Raw genomic sequence first — 15936 nt, forward strand, 5'->3', positions numbered from 1 at the left:
CGGTGCGGCTGGCGGATCACCACTCCGCAGCCCACCCCACCGCGGCGGCGGCGGCCGGCAGCAGCGCCACCACCGCGACGCCCGCCAGCACCCGCCAGCGTTTCGGCACCTCCGCGGCCGTCAAGAAGGCCGCGATCGCCCCCGCCCCCGCGAAGGCGGCCGCGGCGGCCACGGCGTGCGCGTACGCCGACGGCCACGACGGCAGCACCTCCCCCACCAGCCGGAACACCGTCAGCACTCCGGCCGCCACCACCGTGACCCGCCGTCCGGGACGTACCCCCACCCGCTCCAGCGCGACGGCCGCCGCGCCCAGCACCGCGACCGTGACCACGGCCAGCGCGCCGACGGCGGGCGCCAGACACCCCCAGTCCTCGCACCCGATCCCGAGCCACGTCAATCGGGCACTCGCCCACCAGAGCACCCCGAGCGCGCCGTAAACCCCCGCCGCCCGCCCCATCCGCCCCACCATGCGGCCATGATCGCACCCATATCCCCCGATTTCCGCCCTTCCTCCCGCTGCGGAACCGCGAGCCACGCGGCGCAGTGAGCAACGCGGCGCTGGCCGTGAACGGTGCGCAGCCGTCAAGCGGCGCGAAACCGTGAGTGGCGCGGTGACCGGCGCGGTTACGACGGTTGCGGTGTGCGGCGCTCGTCGGCGGCGGCCTCAGCGAGCCTGCCCAGGGCACGTAACGCGACGGCACGGTTGGCGAACAGGTCCGGTTGGGGGTCGAGGTCGATGGCCCGGGTGAGGTCCGACACCGCGCCTTCGACGTCCCCCTGCTCGAACCGCAGCACCCCCCGGTTGCCCCAGGCGGACGCCAGGGCGGGGCCCACCTCGACGGCCTGGTCCAGGGCCGCGCGGGCCTCCTCCAGCCGTCCCGCAGCCGTTTCGAGCTGCCCCAGAACCGTCAGCAGGTACGCGTTTCCAGGCGACAGCGCGAGCCCGGTGGCCACGTCGGCCCTCGCCTCCTCGTCGCGTTCCAGACCCGCCAGCAGCCCGGCCCGGTTGATGTAGGCGTCGAGGTAGCCGGGGTCGAGGTCGATCACCCGGCTCAGGTCAGCCAGGGCGGCGTCGAGGTCGCCGCGCCCGATCCACAGCTCGGCGCGGTTGTAGTACGCCTCCGGCAGCGGCGGCCCGGCTCGCATGGCGGACTCGTAATCAGCCAGCGCGGGCTCCTCCTCCCCCATGCCGAGCAGCAGGTTTCCGCGTTCCAGGTAGTAGTCGGGGAAGGCGGGGTCGATCGCGATGGCCGCGCCGTAGTCGGCGAGCGCCTCCTTGGCGTACCCGAGCGCCGCCAGCAGCTGGGCCCGGTTGGCCAGCAGCACCATGCGGTGGACGGGATGCCGCTCCCCCAGCTCGCGAGCGAGTTCGAGGGCCGACTCGACCAGTTCGAGCGCCGCTTCCAGCCGCCCGTGCCTGAGCTCGACCAGCGCCAGCCCGTTGCGGTCGAAGCCGAGCTTGAACGCCCGTCCCATGGGGTCGGGCAGCAGGGTGGAGATGGCGATCGCCTGGTTGATCCAGCCCCTGGCCCGGCCGAGGTCGCGCTGGGCGGGGTCGGGGTGCCGGGCGTCCAGCATGGCGGTGCCGTACGCGGCGGCGGCGTGCACGGCAGGGTCCTGGCTGGTCCTGCGGACCAGCTCCCAGAGGTCGCGGGCCTCCTGGACGCGGCCGAGCCCGCCGAGCGCCGTCGCGGTGCGCTGGGCGAATCGCCACCACTGCGTCCCGCCGGGCTCGGTCAGGGTGAGGCCGCGCGCGCCCAGTTCGGCGGCGGCGTGCAGGAATCCCTCGCGCATGCAGTGGTCGACGAGCGTCCACAGCTCGTCCGCGTCACGCGAGTCGGGGGCGACGGGCGGGCCGCCGGAGTAAAGGACGATCGTCAGCACGTCAGGAGGGATCCGGCGCATCAGGACGTCGAGCAGCTCGACGTCGGTGGGGTCGGCCTCAGCGCCGTTGCACACCACGAGCGTCCTGCCGGGCGGCACCACAGCGCGGACGAACTCGGCGATCCCGTTGGCCAGCCGCAGCGTGCGGCGGGGCGCGGGCACCAGGATGCGTTCGTCGTCGGGGAGGTCGGCGTCGATGGTGGCCCGTCGGGCGGGCACCCGGTCACGCAGACCGGGTGCGACCGCGCGGATCTCGAGGTCATGAGCCGCGACGAGATCAGCGGAACGTTCCATGGCGACGGGGACGAGGTGGTGCAGCAGCGCGGACCCAACGGTGTAGGGACCATGGGGGCGCCGTTGCCCGTCGATGATCGGCATCAGCAACGACGCGGTCTCCCGTTGCCGCGTCGGTGGCGCCCCCCGCGCCTTCAGATGGGACTTGCTGTCACTCACCCCTTGTGAATGACGCTGGAGTTCCCGGTCAGCCTCTTGGCCCCCGGCTTGCGGACGATAATGCGCTTCATGATGTGCCCTTCACTTGGGGATAACTCCCCATTATTCGGACACTTCAGCGATTATCAAGTTTTGCGGCGAATAAGTGCGGACTTTATAGATGGGAAGTTCGCGGAATTTGTCCGTTTCCGTCGGCCTATCGAGACCGAAACCACGAGGGGAGTGACCCCGTCCTGCTCTGCTCCGCCTCTTCCATCAGCGCGCACAGGCAGCGCCCGGCGAGCGTGACCGACTGGCAGCAGCCGGGCCCTGACAGGTTTTTGGCACGAACGATCAGAGTGGCCCGTTCGATCAGCCGCTCCAGGCTCGGCTCGTCGCCCCCCTTGACCGCACGCGTCCGCCACGGGCAGTCGTCGTGGCTCTCGCAACCGCTCTTCCCGACGATCGGCACGGGACCGCCGCCGAGCTTCAGCGGATCGTCCCGCTTGACCCGCAGGTCGGCCAGCACCCTGGACGCCTGACGTGACACCGCGAGCAGTTTCCGCCGCTCCAGCGGCATCTTCGGAGCGACCTCCCGGGACGGCACCGCGAGCAGCATCGCGACGGCCATCAGCCCGCCACCGACGATCATGCTCCAGCCGATCTGCTCACCGAACCAGATCACCGCGATCGCGGCCACCCAGAGCGGCTGCGACGACATCAGCACCGCGCTGGGCACGGCCGACAGGTGCGCCTGCCCGTACGAGCGGGCCAGGAAGCCCAGCGCGCACGAGACGACGGACAGGTGGGCGAGTATCCCCCAGTCGGGCAGCGAGGCGGGCACGCTGAACCCGTCATGGGCCGCCAGCACCCCGGTCATCGCGCCGATCGTGGCGAGCTGGACGACGGTGAGGGCGTAGGCGTCGAACCCGCGGCCGGCCCGGGAGAGCTTCGCCAGCAGGAGCGTGTGCCCCGAGTACAGCGCGGCGGCGCCGAGCGTGACGACGAGCGCCAGCAGCGAGAACTCCTGACCCTCGACCCCGCGCAGCAGCGTGAACACCGTCATCCCGGCCAGCGCGAGCCCGACGCCCACCCACACCCGCACCGGCACCTGCGCCTTGAACAGGCCCAGGGCCAGGATCGGCGTGATGACGACGCTGCACCCCACGGCGAACCCCGACACGGCCGAGGGGAGGCTGTCGAGCGCGATCGCCTGGGCGCTCTGCCCGACCCCGAACATGACCCCCAGGATCACCCCGTTGACCCAGGTCCGCCGCGACAGCCCCCGAAGGCTTCCCGGCCGGATGAGGAACAGGGTGAGCGCCGCGATCGAGTACCTCGCGGCGAGCAGGTCCTCGACTGGTAACCGGAGGATGAGATCTTTCATCAGCGGGAACGCCGACCCCCAAGCGGCGCTGACGAACAAGAGAAGCACGGCTCCCAGGAGGGGTCGGGGAGCGGCCAAGCCTGCCATGCTGGAAAGCATCTCATCACGATGAGCAGTCGAAAGTGTACAGCGAGCGCACGGTGATGCTCCTCTACCACTCGGGATGAAGAGTCTCACCCGGGGCCCCGGACATCCTTATCCGCGCGGGTCGCCGAACCGCCCATTCCCCACAAATCTCTCCACCAGAAAATTGTCCCAGGAGTTGCTCCGACGTCTTACGCGGCGCATGCGCTCGCGTACGCAGCGAGACGAAACGGAGCTCCCACTCGCGCCTCCCGGCGCGCGGAGAAGTCTCGCGACCGAACGGAGCACGCCGACGGGCGGGACAGGCCGTGCTGTGCGGTTCGGAGACGTCTCAGCAGAGGCAGCCGCGCACGAACGGGATCCGGCCGTTCCGGGCCACTCGAACAACGGGCATGGCGCACGCACGGGATCAGGAGCGAGCCGTCCCCAGGAAGCCGCAGACGGGCTCAAGCCAGGAGACCGGCCCAGACACGCGCCGGACCGCTGCACGCACAGGAACGCACGCGCGGGCTCAGAAGCACCCCGCAACGGTGTCATCGGGATGCGGAATGCCGCAGAACGAGATCCTCCGCGCGCCATGCGGCGGAACGAGCACCGAACGGGGTCCGCACGCGCTGTCAACGATGCGTCCGCGCCATGCGGGAGCGCGGCAGGCAGGAGGGGGCGCGGGTGAACCGCAAGGGTCACCGCTCCAGCATCGCTGCCGGCGTCAGCCGCTTCTCTCCGTACACCACCGTAAGCCCGCCCACCTGCTGCCGGGAGATCTCGCGCCACCCGTGCCGCTGGTACAGCAACAGGGCAGCCCCCTGGTTCAGGGTGGTGTCGCCGCGGACGTTGTGAAAGCCCAGCTCCACCGCGCGTCTCTCCAGCGCCAGGAGCATGGCCGCGCCGTGGCCGCGGCGCTGGTGCGCGGGGTGGACGCGAAGCCGGCAGATCTCGGCGGTCTCCGTGTCGATGGGACGCAGCCCGCCCATCGCCATGACCCGAGAGTCGACCTCGCCCACGAGGAAGTCACCGCCGCACGCCAGGTAGAGCTCCTGGATGCGCGGGAAGTCGTCGTCGTAGTAGACGCCGTCACCCGGCGCCAGCCCCACCTCCGCCAGGCAGATCTGGTGGAGGGTGAGGATCGTGTCGAGGTCAGACCAGCGATAGCGCCGAATCTTCAGCTTCATGCACCGCCATTCCCTTCCCCCTTGGCCTGTTGCGCGCGAAACTCCAGGAGGACGGGCAGCCCCGCATGTTGGGGGTCCTTCTGCCTGATGAGCCTCTCCAGTTTCACGGCCGGCCGGATGATGAACTCCGTCAGGTAGTCGGGGCCGAGCCTGCCCAGAGCCTCGTTCGCGATCCTGACGGCCTCGTCGACCTCTCCGTCGATCAGGCGGCACTGCGCATGGTCGAGCCTGATCAGGGTCTGGTCGAGGATGTGGTCCTGGTACTTGTCGAGGGCCTGGTTGAGCACCACCTCGGCTTCGAGGGTCTGACCGAGCTTGGTCAGGACGTCGCCCTGGTAGAAGTAGAGCTGCCTCTCGGTGTAGCCGAACGCCATGTCCTCCTTGTCGTCGGCCCGCATGTGCGAGAAGGCGTTCCTGGCCCGCTGAAGCGCGCGTTTGGCCTGGTCGACGACCTCCTTCTTGCTCTCGGTTCCCGAGAGCAAGGCCAGCGCGCGGGCCTCGACGACCGGGGCCATGGCCTGCGCCGCGCACGGGGTCTGGCCGGCGAGGTCGCGGCTCTTCTTGGCGAGGTTGAGCGCCTCGCGGGCGTCGCCGTAGTAGAGCGGGACGAGGGCTTCGCGGGCCGTGACCCAGGCGCGCAGGGCGCGGTCGCCGGTCTCGTCGGCGGCCGTGCGGCCGGTGCGGAAGAAGGACCTGGCCAGCCGGTGGTCGCCCAGGTTGATCATGATCATGCCGCTCAGCCCGGAGAGCTGGGCGGCCATCCGGCACAGCCGCTCGAGCAGGTCGACGGGCTGGCGGTGGGCCATCGCGTTGCGTACGGCGCTCAGTTCGAGCAGCACGTCGCAGAGCAGCCGCTGCGGCGCCGTGTTGGTGTACTGGCGGCCGAAGCTGAGCGTCGCCTCCTCCCACTGGTCGAGCATCGCGGGAGAGACGGTGGCCGAGACGAGGGTCTCGTCCATCCGCCGCCTGATGCCCTCGGCCGCGCCGAGGACGGTCGCGTCGGGCTTGGCGTCGGAGGGGTTGTCGCCGAGCAGCCGGAGCAGCGTGCGCCGCAGGACGTTCTCGTCCTCCTCGCTGCCGGAGCTCAGGTCCGGGTTCTCCGGCTTGATGATCAGGTCGCGCTCGTACGGCGGGCGCGCCCCGGGCCGTTCCTGCGCCTCGGTGACGAGCACGCCGGGCATCCGGTGGCTGTGGCCGCAGATGCACGGGACGTCGAAGCCGAGCGAGACGGGCTCCACCCGGTAGACACCGCACAGGTAGTGGAGGTACTCGGGGCCGGGCCGCTTGAGCCCGCTCTCGTAGGCCGACAGCAGCGTCTCGCCGATGCCGGGAACGGGTTTCGCGTCGCGGGCGAACAGGGCGCGGACCTGTTCGATCACGTCGGCGAGCGCGATGCCGTGTGCGAGGCGGTGCCCCTTGATCTTGGTCGTGCCGAACTGGGACCCGCAGGACTGGTGAATCTCCTCAGCGATCTGGGCAGGAGTGCGGCCGGCGGCCAGGCCTCTGGCCCTGATCCGCCTCGCCATCTCCGTTTCCCTGTGCTGTCTGCCGGACATCCCGGCCCCTCTCACATGTCCCGACCGGTTCACTACCGGTGACGGAGCGTAGCTTTCAGGTTGCGCTGCGCCTACGAAAGACTATGGACCATTGATGACGGGTTTGAAACGTCCTCTTGAAAGTTTAGGGATAAGGATCGTCCTCCTGCGGACTGTTTCTTACATCCCGCGTGGGAGAAGGCAACTCCCTGTAGCCAGGGGGGGCTCGTTGCGCCCGTCGCGGACTTGAGTCATCTTTGGCCCACCAGCCACGACCCAAGGGAGGAACGAGGTGGGGGACGACAACTTCGAGCACCTCGCGCGTCTTGTCTCCGCACTCGACGCTCACGGTCTGCTCGCACGAGTGGTCCAGACCCAGAGCGGACGGATGTTCGTCCGGGTGATCAACCCGAACGCGACGAGCCTGTCCGAGAACGTCACCTGTCGGCCGACGGTCGCGTCTGAGCTACCCGACTGGTGGTACTGCTGGTCCTGGGGGGAACGGATGCACGCGGCCGACGATCCGGCTGGTGCCGCGACCAAGGTCGCGCGAGTGCTTGCCGCCGTGGGGGAGTGACGAGGCGGTGACCCGGGTGGAGCGCAGCCATCACGGATCACCGCACCCACGGCGGCTTCGCGGGCCGGCGGAGTGGCCGGTGCGGAGGGCTTCCTCCTACCGGAGGCCCTGGTCACTCCGCCGGTTCTGGCAAGACGCGATGACTCCTGCGGCCCCCCGGCCGCAGGGACGATCGTCCTCCGGTCTGACCGGAGGGCGTTCCGGGAGATCCCTCCCGGAGATGAGAACGGCGGCGGACATGCTTCCGGGTGCATGTCCCCGCCGAGCCGCACGTCACCGGAGCGACAGGGCTCGCCCTCCGCGGCCCCGAGCCCTGCCGACCCCGTCTTCCCCGGCGTGATGTGACGGCGGCCGGTTCGGTCGGCGGTATCTTTTGCATCGAAAACATGCAAAGGGCCCGCCGGCCGAACCGCTTCCAAGGAGGATTCCCCCAGTGTTCCTGCTGGTCCCGCCCACGACGCCACCTCCGACGGAGTCCCCGGGCTTCGAAAGGATCGGCACGGAGATGGCGCAAGGATGCGAGAAGGACACCGTCCTCTGCGGCCCGATCGTCGAGTGGTTGCACAACGCGGCATGGGCTCCACTCGTCGCCAGCACGATCACGATCGTCCTCATCTTGGTGCTCGCGATCGTGGTACGGAAGCTCTCCCACCGCCTGATCACACGGGTGGTCACCCGGGCGGCCACCGGCGGGTCCCTCACCAGCCGCTTCCGGAGGAACGGCGTCGCCACCGAGGGCATCGACGCGCTGCTGCACGAGCGCCGCAAGCAGCGGGCCGAGACCATGGGCTCGGTGCTCAAGCACATCGCCTCGATCGTCATCCTCGGCACGGCCGTGCTGACGGTGCTCGACCGGCTGACGATCCCCATCGCCCCGCTGCTGACCAGCGTCGGCATCCTCGGCGTCGCGATCGGCTTCGGCGCGCAGGAGCTGGTCAAGGACTTCATCGCGGGCATGTTCATGCTGCTGGAGGACCAGTACGGCGTGGGCGACGTGATCGACTGCGGCTCCGCGATCGGCACGGTGGAGGCGGTCACCCTGCGTGTCACCCGGCTGCGCGACGCCGACGGCCGCGTCTGGTACGTCCGCAACGGCACGATCACCCGGGTCGGCAACGAGTCGCAGGGCTGGTCCCGGGCCTATGTGGACGTCCCGGTGGCGTACGACTCGGACGTCACGACGGTGCGCGCGCTGCTGGAGAACGTCGCCGAGGAGATCTGGGCCGACGCCGAGTTCCGCGAGACGCAGATCGTCGAGCAGCCCGACGTGTTCGGCGTGGAGGCGCTGTCGGACGCGTCCCTGATCTTCCGGATCTCCGCCAAGACGCTGCCCGCCAGGCAGGCCCAGGTGGCACGGGAGTTGCGGTACCGGGTCAAGGCGGCGCTCGACTCCGCGGGCGTGGCCATGGTCGCCAGCGCATAGGCTGTGACGGTGACTGCTGAGACCTCCTTCTACGAGGCCGTCGGGGGCGAGGAGACCTTCCGGCGCCTGGTGCACCGCTTCTATGAGGGCGTGGCCGCCGACCCGTTGCTGCGGCCGCTCTACCCCGAGGAAGACCTCACGGGCGCGGAAGAGCGGTTCCGGGGGTTCCTCATCCAGTACTGGGGCGGGCCCAACACCTACAGTCAGGAGCGCGGGCACCCGAGGCTGCGGATGCGCCACGCGCCGTTCGTGATCGGCGAGGCCGAGCGCGACGCGTGGCTGCGCCACATGCGCGACGCGGTCGAGTTTCTGGAACTGCCGCAGGAGCAGGAGACCCAGCTCTGGGACTATCTCGTCTACGCCGCGCACAGTCTGGTGAACTCACCGGCATAAACGGGCATGACACGCCACATGGATTCCCCCTGGTGGCGTGACGCCGTCGTCTACGAGATCTACGTTCGCAGTTTCGCCGACGCTTCCGGAGACGGCGTCGGCGACCTCCCCGGGGTGCGGGAGCGCCTGCCGTACCTCAGGAGCCTGGGAGTCGACGCCGTCTGGCTGACCCCCTTCTACCCCTCCCCCATGGCCGACGGCGGATACGACGTGGCCGACTACCGCGGCGTCGACCCGCTGTTCGGCACGCTGGCCGACTTCGAGGCGCTGGTCCACGACGCGCACGAGCTCGGGCTGAAGGTGCTGGTCGACGTCGTGCCGAACCACAGCTCCAGCGAGCATCCGTGGTTTCGTGACGCGCTGCGCGGGGTGGGCCGCGACCGCTACCTCTTCCGCGACCGTCCCAACAACTGGCAGTCGACGTTCAGCGGCCCGGCCTGGACCCAGTCGGCCGACGGGCAGTGGTACCTGCACCTGTTCGCGCCCGAGCAGCCCGACTTCAACTGGCGCAACCCCGAGGTGCACGCGGAGTTCCTGGACATCCTGAGGTTCTGGCTGGACCGGGGCGTCGACGGGTTCCGCATCGACGTGGCCATGGGCCTGTACAAGGCGGAGGGGCTGCCCGACGTCGAGGACCAGGCGTTCGCCTCGGTCTCGCCGATCTGGGGCCGGCCCGAGGTGCACGCCGTCTACCGCGACTGGCGCGCGCTGCTCGACAGCTACCCGGGCGAGCGCATGGCGGTGGGCGAGGTCTGGACGGACGACCCCGCCGACCTGGCCCTGTACGTGCGTCCCGACGAGCTGCACCAGAGCTTCAACTTCTCCTGGCTGCAGGCGCCCTGGTCGCCGGCCGCGTTCAGGAAGGTCATCGACGACACGTTGAAGACGGTCCCGTTCGCGACGTGGGTGCTGTCGAACCACGACGTGGTGCGGCACCGCACCCGCTACGGCACCGACGATCCGGGCACGGGTCTGGCGCGGGCCAGGGCGGGGCTGCTGATGATGCTGGCCCTGCCCGGCTCGGTCTACCTCTACCAGGGTGAGGAGCTGGGCCTGCCCGAGGTGACGGACCTGCCGCCCGAGTCCCGCCAGGACCCGGTGTTCAAGCGGTCGAAGGGCGAGCTGCCCGGCCGCGACGGCTGCCGGGTGCCGCTGCCGTGGACTCCTGACGGCGCCTCGTACGGCTTCTCGGCCGACGGGGTTGCGCCCTGGCTGCCCCAGCCGGACGAGTTCCGGACGCTGAACGCGCGAAGCCAGGCCGACGACCCCGGCTCGACGCTGGAGTTCTACCGCCGGGCCCTGGCGTGCCGCCGCGAGCTGGCCCGGTCCGTCCCGTACGCGCTGGAGTGGCTGGAATCCCCGCAGGGTGCGCTGTTCTTCAGCCGTGGCTCGCTGACGTGCGCGGTGAACTGCGGCTCCGACCCGGTGCTGCTGCCGCCGCACGAGTCCGTGCTGCTGTCGAGCGGGCCGGTCGAGGACGGCGTCCTGCCGCCTGACACCGCCGCCTGGCTGCGTACCTCATGAGGACGGTGTCGCGTCCGGCACCTCGATGGCGCTCTGCTCACCGCGGACCGGGATGACGGGCACCGAGATCAGCACGCAGGCCAGCCCTGCGGCGAAGCCCGCCCAGAACCCGGCCCTGGTGATCAGGACGCCGCCCAGCCAGGTCACTCCCAGCGACACCGTGTTCTGGATGGTGTTGTGGGTGCCGAGCACCCGTCCGGCCCAGCCGGGGCCGGCCAGCTCGCCCGCCGCGAGGTAGGCGAGCCCGTTGCCCGCCACGGTGATGACCGCGGCGAGCCCGAGCATGGCCGGGCCCAGCCAGGAGCGGGTGACGGAGCCGAGCACGAGCAGGGCGAGCACGGCGAGCGTGCAGAAGGTGAGCAGCCGCAGGGGCGCCATCCGCAGCCCGCTCCTGTCGGACCAGCGGCCCACCGCGATGCGGACCGCGGCTCCGCCGATCGCCGCGACGCCGAAGAGCTGGCCGGCCAGGACGCCGTCCCAGTGGTAGACGCCGACCAGGCATTCGACCCCGTACGTGCTGACCACGATCTGCGGCACGACGTGCAGCGCGCTGGTGGCGTGCACCCGCCAGAGCGCGGGCTGCCGGTACGGCGAGACGTCCTGCTCGGTGCTGGATTCGGCGAGCCTGCGGGGCGGTTCGGCCAGGAAGAGCGCGGCCAGCACGGCGGCGAGCAGGCTGACGGCGGCGCAGACGAGCAGCACTCCGCGGATGCCGTGGGCGCGTGCGACAGGCGGCAGGACGAACGCGGCAGCGGCCATGCCGAGCGTGTAGGAGACCTGGCGCAGGCCCATGGCGACGCCGCGTTCCGTCGGGTCGAACCAGCGCAGCACGATCCGCCCGCCACCGACCATGGCGGCCGATCCGGCGGCTCCGGCGAGGGCGAGCAGCACGATCACGGCCCAGGTCTCGGAGACGAACGCGACGGCGGCGAACAGGACGACGGCCAGCCCCACTCCGGCGCCGAGCACCAGCCGTTCGCCGCGCCTGTCGGCCAGCGCGCCCCAGGCGACGAGGGCGACCATGATGCCGATGCCGGGGGCGTTGCCGATCAGTCCCCCGACGGGCAGGGAAACACCGAAATATCGTTGTACGTCCGGCATGACGAGAGGCAGGCCGAACAGTCCCAACGTCACACTGGCGTGGGCATTGACTCCGATGCCCAGCATCACCCAGCGGCTCCTGCCCCGCGGTGTCATGGGTCGAGCACCGGGCGTGTTAGGCGAAGCGCCGGAGGTAGCTGAGTTCGTCCCCCGTGAGCCTGCGTGGCGCGGCGCGCTCCACGTTGTAGGCGACGATCACCGACATCGCCCGCACGTACAGCTCGTCGTCGTCGCGGATCTCGTACTGCAGCGTGAACCTGACCGGCCTGATCTCCGTGACCCACGTCTCCACGCGGACCGGCTCCGCCCGGAAGCTCAGCGGGCGCAGGTAGTCGATCTCGTGCCGGGCCACGACGAGGCTCTTGAAAGGCGCGTCACCGGCCTTGTACGGATCGATGTGCAGCATCCCCAGGCGGGCGTCTTCCAGATAGTCGAAGAAGCGGACGTTGTTGACGTGCCCGAGTGAGTCAATGTCAGCAAATCTCACCATGCGGGGGAAGATATGCCGTTGTTGTGTGACGAGGGAGTGTTCAACCACGTCCGCAACCGTACCTGCCCTCGTCACCCCGCCTCGCTCCGGGCAGCCTCACGGCCGTCAGGGGCTGGCGATGCCGTTCCTGCCGCGGCCGGCGAGCACGTCCCCCAGCGAGGGACGCCGCCCCTGCCGCGGATCAGCTCGAAGAAGGCCGAGCCCGCCAGCGGCTCTACCCTGCCTCCGTTGGCGTAGCTGAGCTGCAGGGTGCGGTAGCCGTTGACCTGGTTGTCCCTGTTCATGCCCGCGATCGTCCTGTTCAATGGTCCGTAGCGACGCAGCGCCACCGCCCCCGTCACCCTCGGAAAGGCCGAAAGTTGACCGAGCTGTCCGCCGTCGCCGAATCCGACCTCCGGGGAATCCGCGACCTCGACATCGACGACGTGCTCGCCTACGTGCACAGCGACCTCAAACGACTTCCCGACTACACCGAGCTCTACAAGCGCTACCTGCGTCAGCGCTGGAACGTCTACGATCTCGACTTCTCCCAGGACGTGATCGACTGGCGCCAGCGCATGACGCAGGAGGAACGCGACGCGTTCGTCGGCATCTCCGCCGGGTTCCACCACGGCGAGCGGCAGGTAGAGGTGGAGTTGCCGGTCTTCATGCTGGGCGGCTCCGAGGAATCCAAGATCTACATGTCCAGCCAGATCGAGGACGAGGCCCGCCACACGGTCTTCTTCGACCGCTTCTACCGCGAGGTCGTCGGCATGCCGGGCGACTCGGTGCAGGAGGTGCTCGACGCCTCGTTCGAGCACGTGTCGGAGACCTTCGTCGGCCCGTTCGGCCTGCTCGCCTACCAGGCCGACGAGCTGCGCCGCGATCCCGAGTCCGCGCAGGCGCGGGTCCGGTACGGGACGACGTACTTCCTCTGGATCGAGGGCGTGCTGGCCCTCACCGTCATGAAGATCACTCTGACCTACTGTAGACAGCGCGGCTTCCTGCCGGGCTACTACACGGGCTTCACCGCCACCTGCCGGGACGAGGCGAGGCACGTCCAGTTCGGCATGCGCTTCCTGCGCGACTCGGTGCGGGAAGACCCGCGCCTCCTGCTCCAGATCCACGAGACGCTCCGCACGATCCTGTCGATCAACGGCGCGGCCAGCCGCAGGCTGGCCCTGGAGGCGCTCGGCTGGACGCCGGAGGAGATCAGGCGCCTGATGATCCGCCAACTGCACATGAAACTGGTGGACGTCGGCATCACCGTCCCGCCCGACATCCAGGACATGATCTCCCGTATCGAGCCTGAGCTGGCCGGCGGCTGAGGTGCGCTTCTTCAGCCAGGAATGGGCGGAGGCGGCCCGCCGCACGGTCGACGCGGGCCCTCCTCAGGAGGGCAAGCTCCCGACGTACTGGGAGTGGATCGACAGGGCCCGCGCCGGGTACACCGCGACCTGGGCCCTCGGCATCAGAGAGTCGGCCACGTACCTGGTGCTGACCTGGAAGGACGGCCGGTGCGTCGAGGGCACGATCACGACCCGCCGGCCCGAGGCCGACTACGTCCTGGCGGCGGACCAGGCGACCTGGCAGGACCTGCGAAACGGCGCCGACCCGGGGCGCATCGTGATGTACCGGGGCCTTCGCCTGGAACAGGGGGACGTGCTCGCGTTCTTCCGCGTGATCTACCTCTTCGTGGAGTCCCTGGCCGTCCTGTCCCGCCTGCCAACCGACGGCCCGTCGACGGCAGCCCCGTCCCGATGACCCGACAGACGCGCCACAACAGACCAGCCAGCTGACACCCCTCAGCCCAGCAGCCCGCCCCCGGCCCGACGCCCCACTCCGGCCTGGCACCACAGCCCGACAGCCCCTCGGACCCGGCACCCCAGCAGACCGCAATTCAGCGGACCTTCGACCGGGGCCGAACAGCACCACGACCCCGCCACCCCGTGCAGCACCACAGCCCGGCAACCCCTCAGACCCGGCACCCCAGCAGACCGCAGCTCAGCGGCCCTTCGACCGAGCCCCGAACAGCACCACGACACGGCGCCTCAGGGCAGCACCACGGCTCGACGGCACCTCGGATCCGACAAAACTCACAGCGGGCCCTTGAGGAAGGACCCGCCGTCGAATTCCACAGAAACACCCACCCGCACACGAGCAGAGGCCAGCCTCCACCCCGCGAAGGGCACGTCTTAGAGGATCAGTCCCTGTGCAGCTTCCTGTAGGTGATGCGGTGGGGACGAGCGGCGTCGGCGCCAAGCCGCTCGATCTTGTTCTTCTCGTAGTCGGCGAAGTTGCCCTCGAACCAGAACCAGTTCGACCCTTCCTCCCACGCCAGGATGTGCGTGGCGATGCGGTCGAGGAACCACCGGTCGTGGGACGTGATCACCGCGCAGCCCGGGAAGTCGAGCAGCGCGTTCTCCAGCGACGACAGCGTCTCGGTGTCGAGGTCGTTGGTGGGCTCGTCGAGCAGCAGGACGTTGCCGCCCTGCTTGAGGGTGAGCGCGAGGTTGAGCCGGTTGCGCTCGCCACCCGACAGAACCCCGGCCTTCTTCTGCTGGTCAGGGCCCTTGAAGCCGAACGCCGCGATGTACGCCCGCGACGGCATCTCGACGTTGCCGACCTTGATGTGGTCGAGCCCGTCGGAGACGACCTCCCAGACGTTCTTCGCCGGGTCGATGCCGCCCCGGCTCTGGTCGGCGTAGGAGATCTTGACGGTGTCGCCGACCGTGATCGAGCCGCTGTCGGGCGTCTCGCCGTTGGTGATCATGCGGAACAGCGTGGTCTTGCCGACGCCGTTGGGGCCGATGATGCCGACGATGCCGTTACGCGGCAGGTCGAATGTCAGGTTCTCCATGAGCAGCCGGTCGCCGAAGCCCTTGGTGAGCTGTTCGGTCTTGATCACCGTGGTGCCGAGGCGCGGGCCCGGCGGGATCTGGATCTCGTCGAAGTCGAGCTTGCGGTACTTGTCGGCTTCGGCGGCCATCTCCTCGTAGCGCTGGAGGCGGGCCTTGCTCTTGGTCTGACGGGCCTTGGGGTTCGAGCGGACCCACTCCAGCTCGTCCTCCAGGCGCTTCTTGCGCTTGACGTCCTTCTGCCCCTCGACCCTGAGACGCTGGGTCTTGGCCTCGAGGTAGGTGGAGTAGTTGCCCTCGTAGGCGAAGGCGCGGCCACGGTCGAGCTCGAGGATCCAGCCCGCGACGTTGTCGAGGAAGTAGCGGTCGTGGGTGACGGCCAGCACGGTGCCCGCGTACTTCTCCAGGTGCTGCTCCAGCCACTGGACACTCTCGGCGTCGAGGTGGTTGGTGGGCTCGTCGAGCAGCAGCAGGTCGGGCGCCTCCAGCAGCAGCTTGCACAGCGCGACGCGGCGGCGCTCACCACCGGACAGCTTCGTCACGTCGGCCTCGGGCGGCGGGCAGCGCAGCGCGTCCATGGCCTGCTCGAGCTGGCTGTCGAGATCCCAGGCGTTGCGGTGCTCCAGCTGCTCCTGCAGCTTGCCCATCTCATCCAGCAGCTCATCGCTGTAGTCGGTGGCCATCTGCTCGGCGATCTCGTTGTACCGGTTGAGCATCGCCATCGTCTCGGCGACACCCTCCTGCACGTTGCCGAGGACGGTCTTCTCCTCGTTGAGCGGAGGCTCCTGCTGGAGCATGCCGACCGTGAAGCCCGGCATCAGCTTGGCCTCTCCGTTGGACGGCTGCTCCAGGCCGGCCATCATGCGGAGCAGCGTCGACTTTCCGGTGCCGTTCGGACCCAGGACGCCGATCTTGGCTCCGGGCAGGAACGACAGCGTGACGTCGTCAAGGACAACCTTGTCGCCATGCGCCTTGCGCACGCGCTGCAGCGTGTAGATGTACTCCGGCATGGTAACTAGCTTAGGGGCTACGGACCCGCGCTTCCGCCGCCTCCCCAACCCCCTACCCCAGCCGCCCCGGAGCTCCCACCAACCCCC

The 15936-nt window shown here is 69.6% G+C and carries 15 protein-coding genes; 6 read left to right on the forward strand and 9 right to left on the reverse strand.

The annotated features are described in order from the left end of the window. Window positions 1-16: 16 nt before the first annotated feature. The 5 genes from ABT294_RS39140 to ABT294_RS39160 form a co-directional block, all read right to left on the reverse strand. Window positions 17-469, reverse strand: coding sequence for a hypothetical protein (locus ABT294_RS39140; RefSeq protein ID WP_350811487.1), 453 nt, complete (start codon window positions 467-469; stop codon window positions 17-19). Between the two features lie 155 nt (window positions 470-624). After that, window positions 625-2337, reverse strand: coding sequence for a tetratricopeptide repeat protein (locus tag ABT294_RS39145; RefSeq protein WP_350811488.1), 1713 nt, complete (start codon window positions 2335-2337; stop codon window positions 625-627). 196 nt (window positions 2338-2533) lie between these two features. Then, the gene (locus ABT294_RS39150; protein ID WP_350811489.1) at window positions 2534-3802 is read right to left on the reverse strand and encodes a DMT family transporter; all 1269 of its coding nucleotides are present in this window, start codon (window positions 3800-3802) and stop codon (window positions 2534-2536) included. A 668-nt stretch (window positions 3803-4470) separates the two neighbouring features. After that, window positions 4471-4959, reverse strand: coding sequence for a GNAT family N-acetyltransferase (locus tag ABT294_RS39155; RefSeq protein WP_350811490.1), 489 nt, complete (start codon window positions 4957-4959; stop codon window positions 4471-4473). Further along, window positions 4956-6485 (reverse strand): NsdA family TPR-like regulatory protein, encoded by a 1530-nt coding sequence (locus tag ABT294_RS39160; RefSeq protein ID WP_350811491.1) that lies wholly within the window; start codon window positions 6483-6485, stop codon window positions 4956-4958. Before ABT294_RS39160 ends, ABT294_RS39155 begins: the two co-directional genes overlap by 4 nt. Window positions 6486-6786: 301 nt before the next feature. On the opposite strand from ABT294_RS39160, the gene ABT294_RS39165 reads away from it, so the two are divergent. The 4 genes from ABT294_RS39165 (at window position 6787) to ABT294_RS39180 (ending at window position 10411) form a co-directional block, all read left to right on the forward strand. Then, window positions 6787-7071: a hypothetical protein gene (locus ABT294_RS39165; protein ID WP_350811492.1), complete on the forward strand. Its 285-nt coding sequence runs from the start codon at window positions 6787-6789 to the stop codon at window positions 7069-7071. A 505-nt stretch (window positions 7072-7576) separates the two neighbouring features. Continuing rightward, window positions 7577-8494, forward strand: coding sequence for a mechanosensitive ion channel family protein (locus tag ABT294_RS39170; RefSeq protein ID WP_350811493.1), 918 nt, complete (start codon window positions 7577-7579; stop codon window positions 8492-8494). A 9-nt stretch (window positions 8495-8503) separates the two neighbouring features. Continuing rightward, entirely contained in the window at window positions 8504-8887 is a 384-nt protein-coding gene (locus ABT294_RS39175; protein ID WP_350811494.1) for a globin, read from the forward strand. Between the two features lie 18 nt (window positions 8888-8905). Next, window positions 8906-10411 carry a glycoside hydrolase family 13 protein gene (locus tag ABT294_RS39180; protein WP_350811495.1) on the forward strand — a complete coding sequence of 502 codons (1506 nt, stop codon included), beginning with the start codon at window positions 8906-8908 and terminating at the stop codon, window positions 10409-10411. On the opposite strand, the gene ABT294_RS39185 is transcribed toward ABT294_RS39180, so the two are convergent. From ABT294_RS39185 to ABT294_RS39195, 3 genes are all read right to left on the reverse strand, one after another. Then, window positions 10406-11578, reverse strand: coding sequence for an MFS transporter (locus tag ABT294_RS39185; RefSeq protein ID WP_350811496.1), 1173 nt, complete (start codon window positions 11576-11578; stop codon window positions 10406-10408). The two genes, ABT294_RS39180 and ABT294_RS39185, sit on opposite strands and share 6 nt — an antisense overlap. A gap of 49 nt (window positions 11579-11627) precedes the next feature. After that, window positions 11628-12002, reverse strand: coding sequence for an acyl-CoA thioesterase (locus ABT294_RS39190; protein ID WP_350811497.1), 375 nt, complete (start codon window positions 12000-12002; stop codon window positions 11628-11630). A gap of 71 nt (window positions 12003-12073) precedes the next feature. Next, window positions 12074-12286: a hypothetical protein gene (locus ABT294_RS39195; protein ID WP_350811498.1), complete on the reverse strand. Its 213-nt coding sequence runs from the start codon at window positions 12284-12286 to the stop codon at window positions 12074-12076. A gap of 75 nt (window positions 12287-12361) precedes the next feature. Between ABT294_RS39195 and ABT294_RS39200 the strand changes: the two genes are divergently transcribed. Then, window positions 12362-13309 (forward strand): ribonucleotide-diphosphate reductase subunit beta, encoded by a 948-nt coding sequence (locus ABT294_RS39200; RefSeq protein WP_350811499.1) that lies wholly within the window; start codon window positions 12362-12364, stop codon window positions 13307-13309. Between the two features lies 1 nt (window position 13310). Then, complete coding sequence (locus ABT294_RS39205) at window positions 13311-13745, forward strand: hypothetical protein (protein ID WP_350811500.1); 435 nt, start codon at window positions 13311-13313, stop codon at window positions 13743-13745. A gap of 439 nt (window positions 13746-14184) precedes the next feature. Here the strand turns inward: ABT294_RS39205 and ettA are convergent, their stop codons facing one another. Then, window positions 14185-15849 carry an energy-dependent translational throttle protein EttA gene (gene ettA, locus ABT294_RS39210; RefSeq protein WP_350811501.1) on the reverse strand — a complete coding sequence of 555 codons (1665 nt, stop codon included), beginning with the start codon at window positions 15847-15849 and terminating at the stop codon, window positions 14185-14187. Window positions 15850-15936 lie beyond the last annotated feature (87 nt).

This window comes from Nonomuraea sp. NPDC000554, from assembly GCF_040300065.1.
GTDB lineage: Bacteria > Actinomycetota > Actinomycetes > Streptosporangiales > Streptosporangiaceae > Nonomuraea.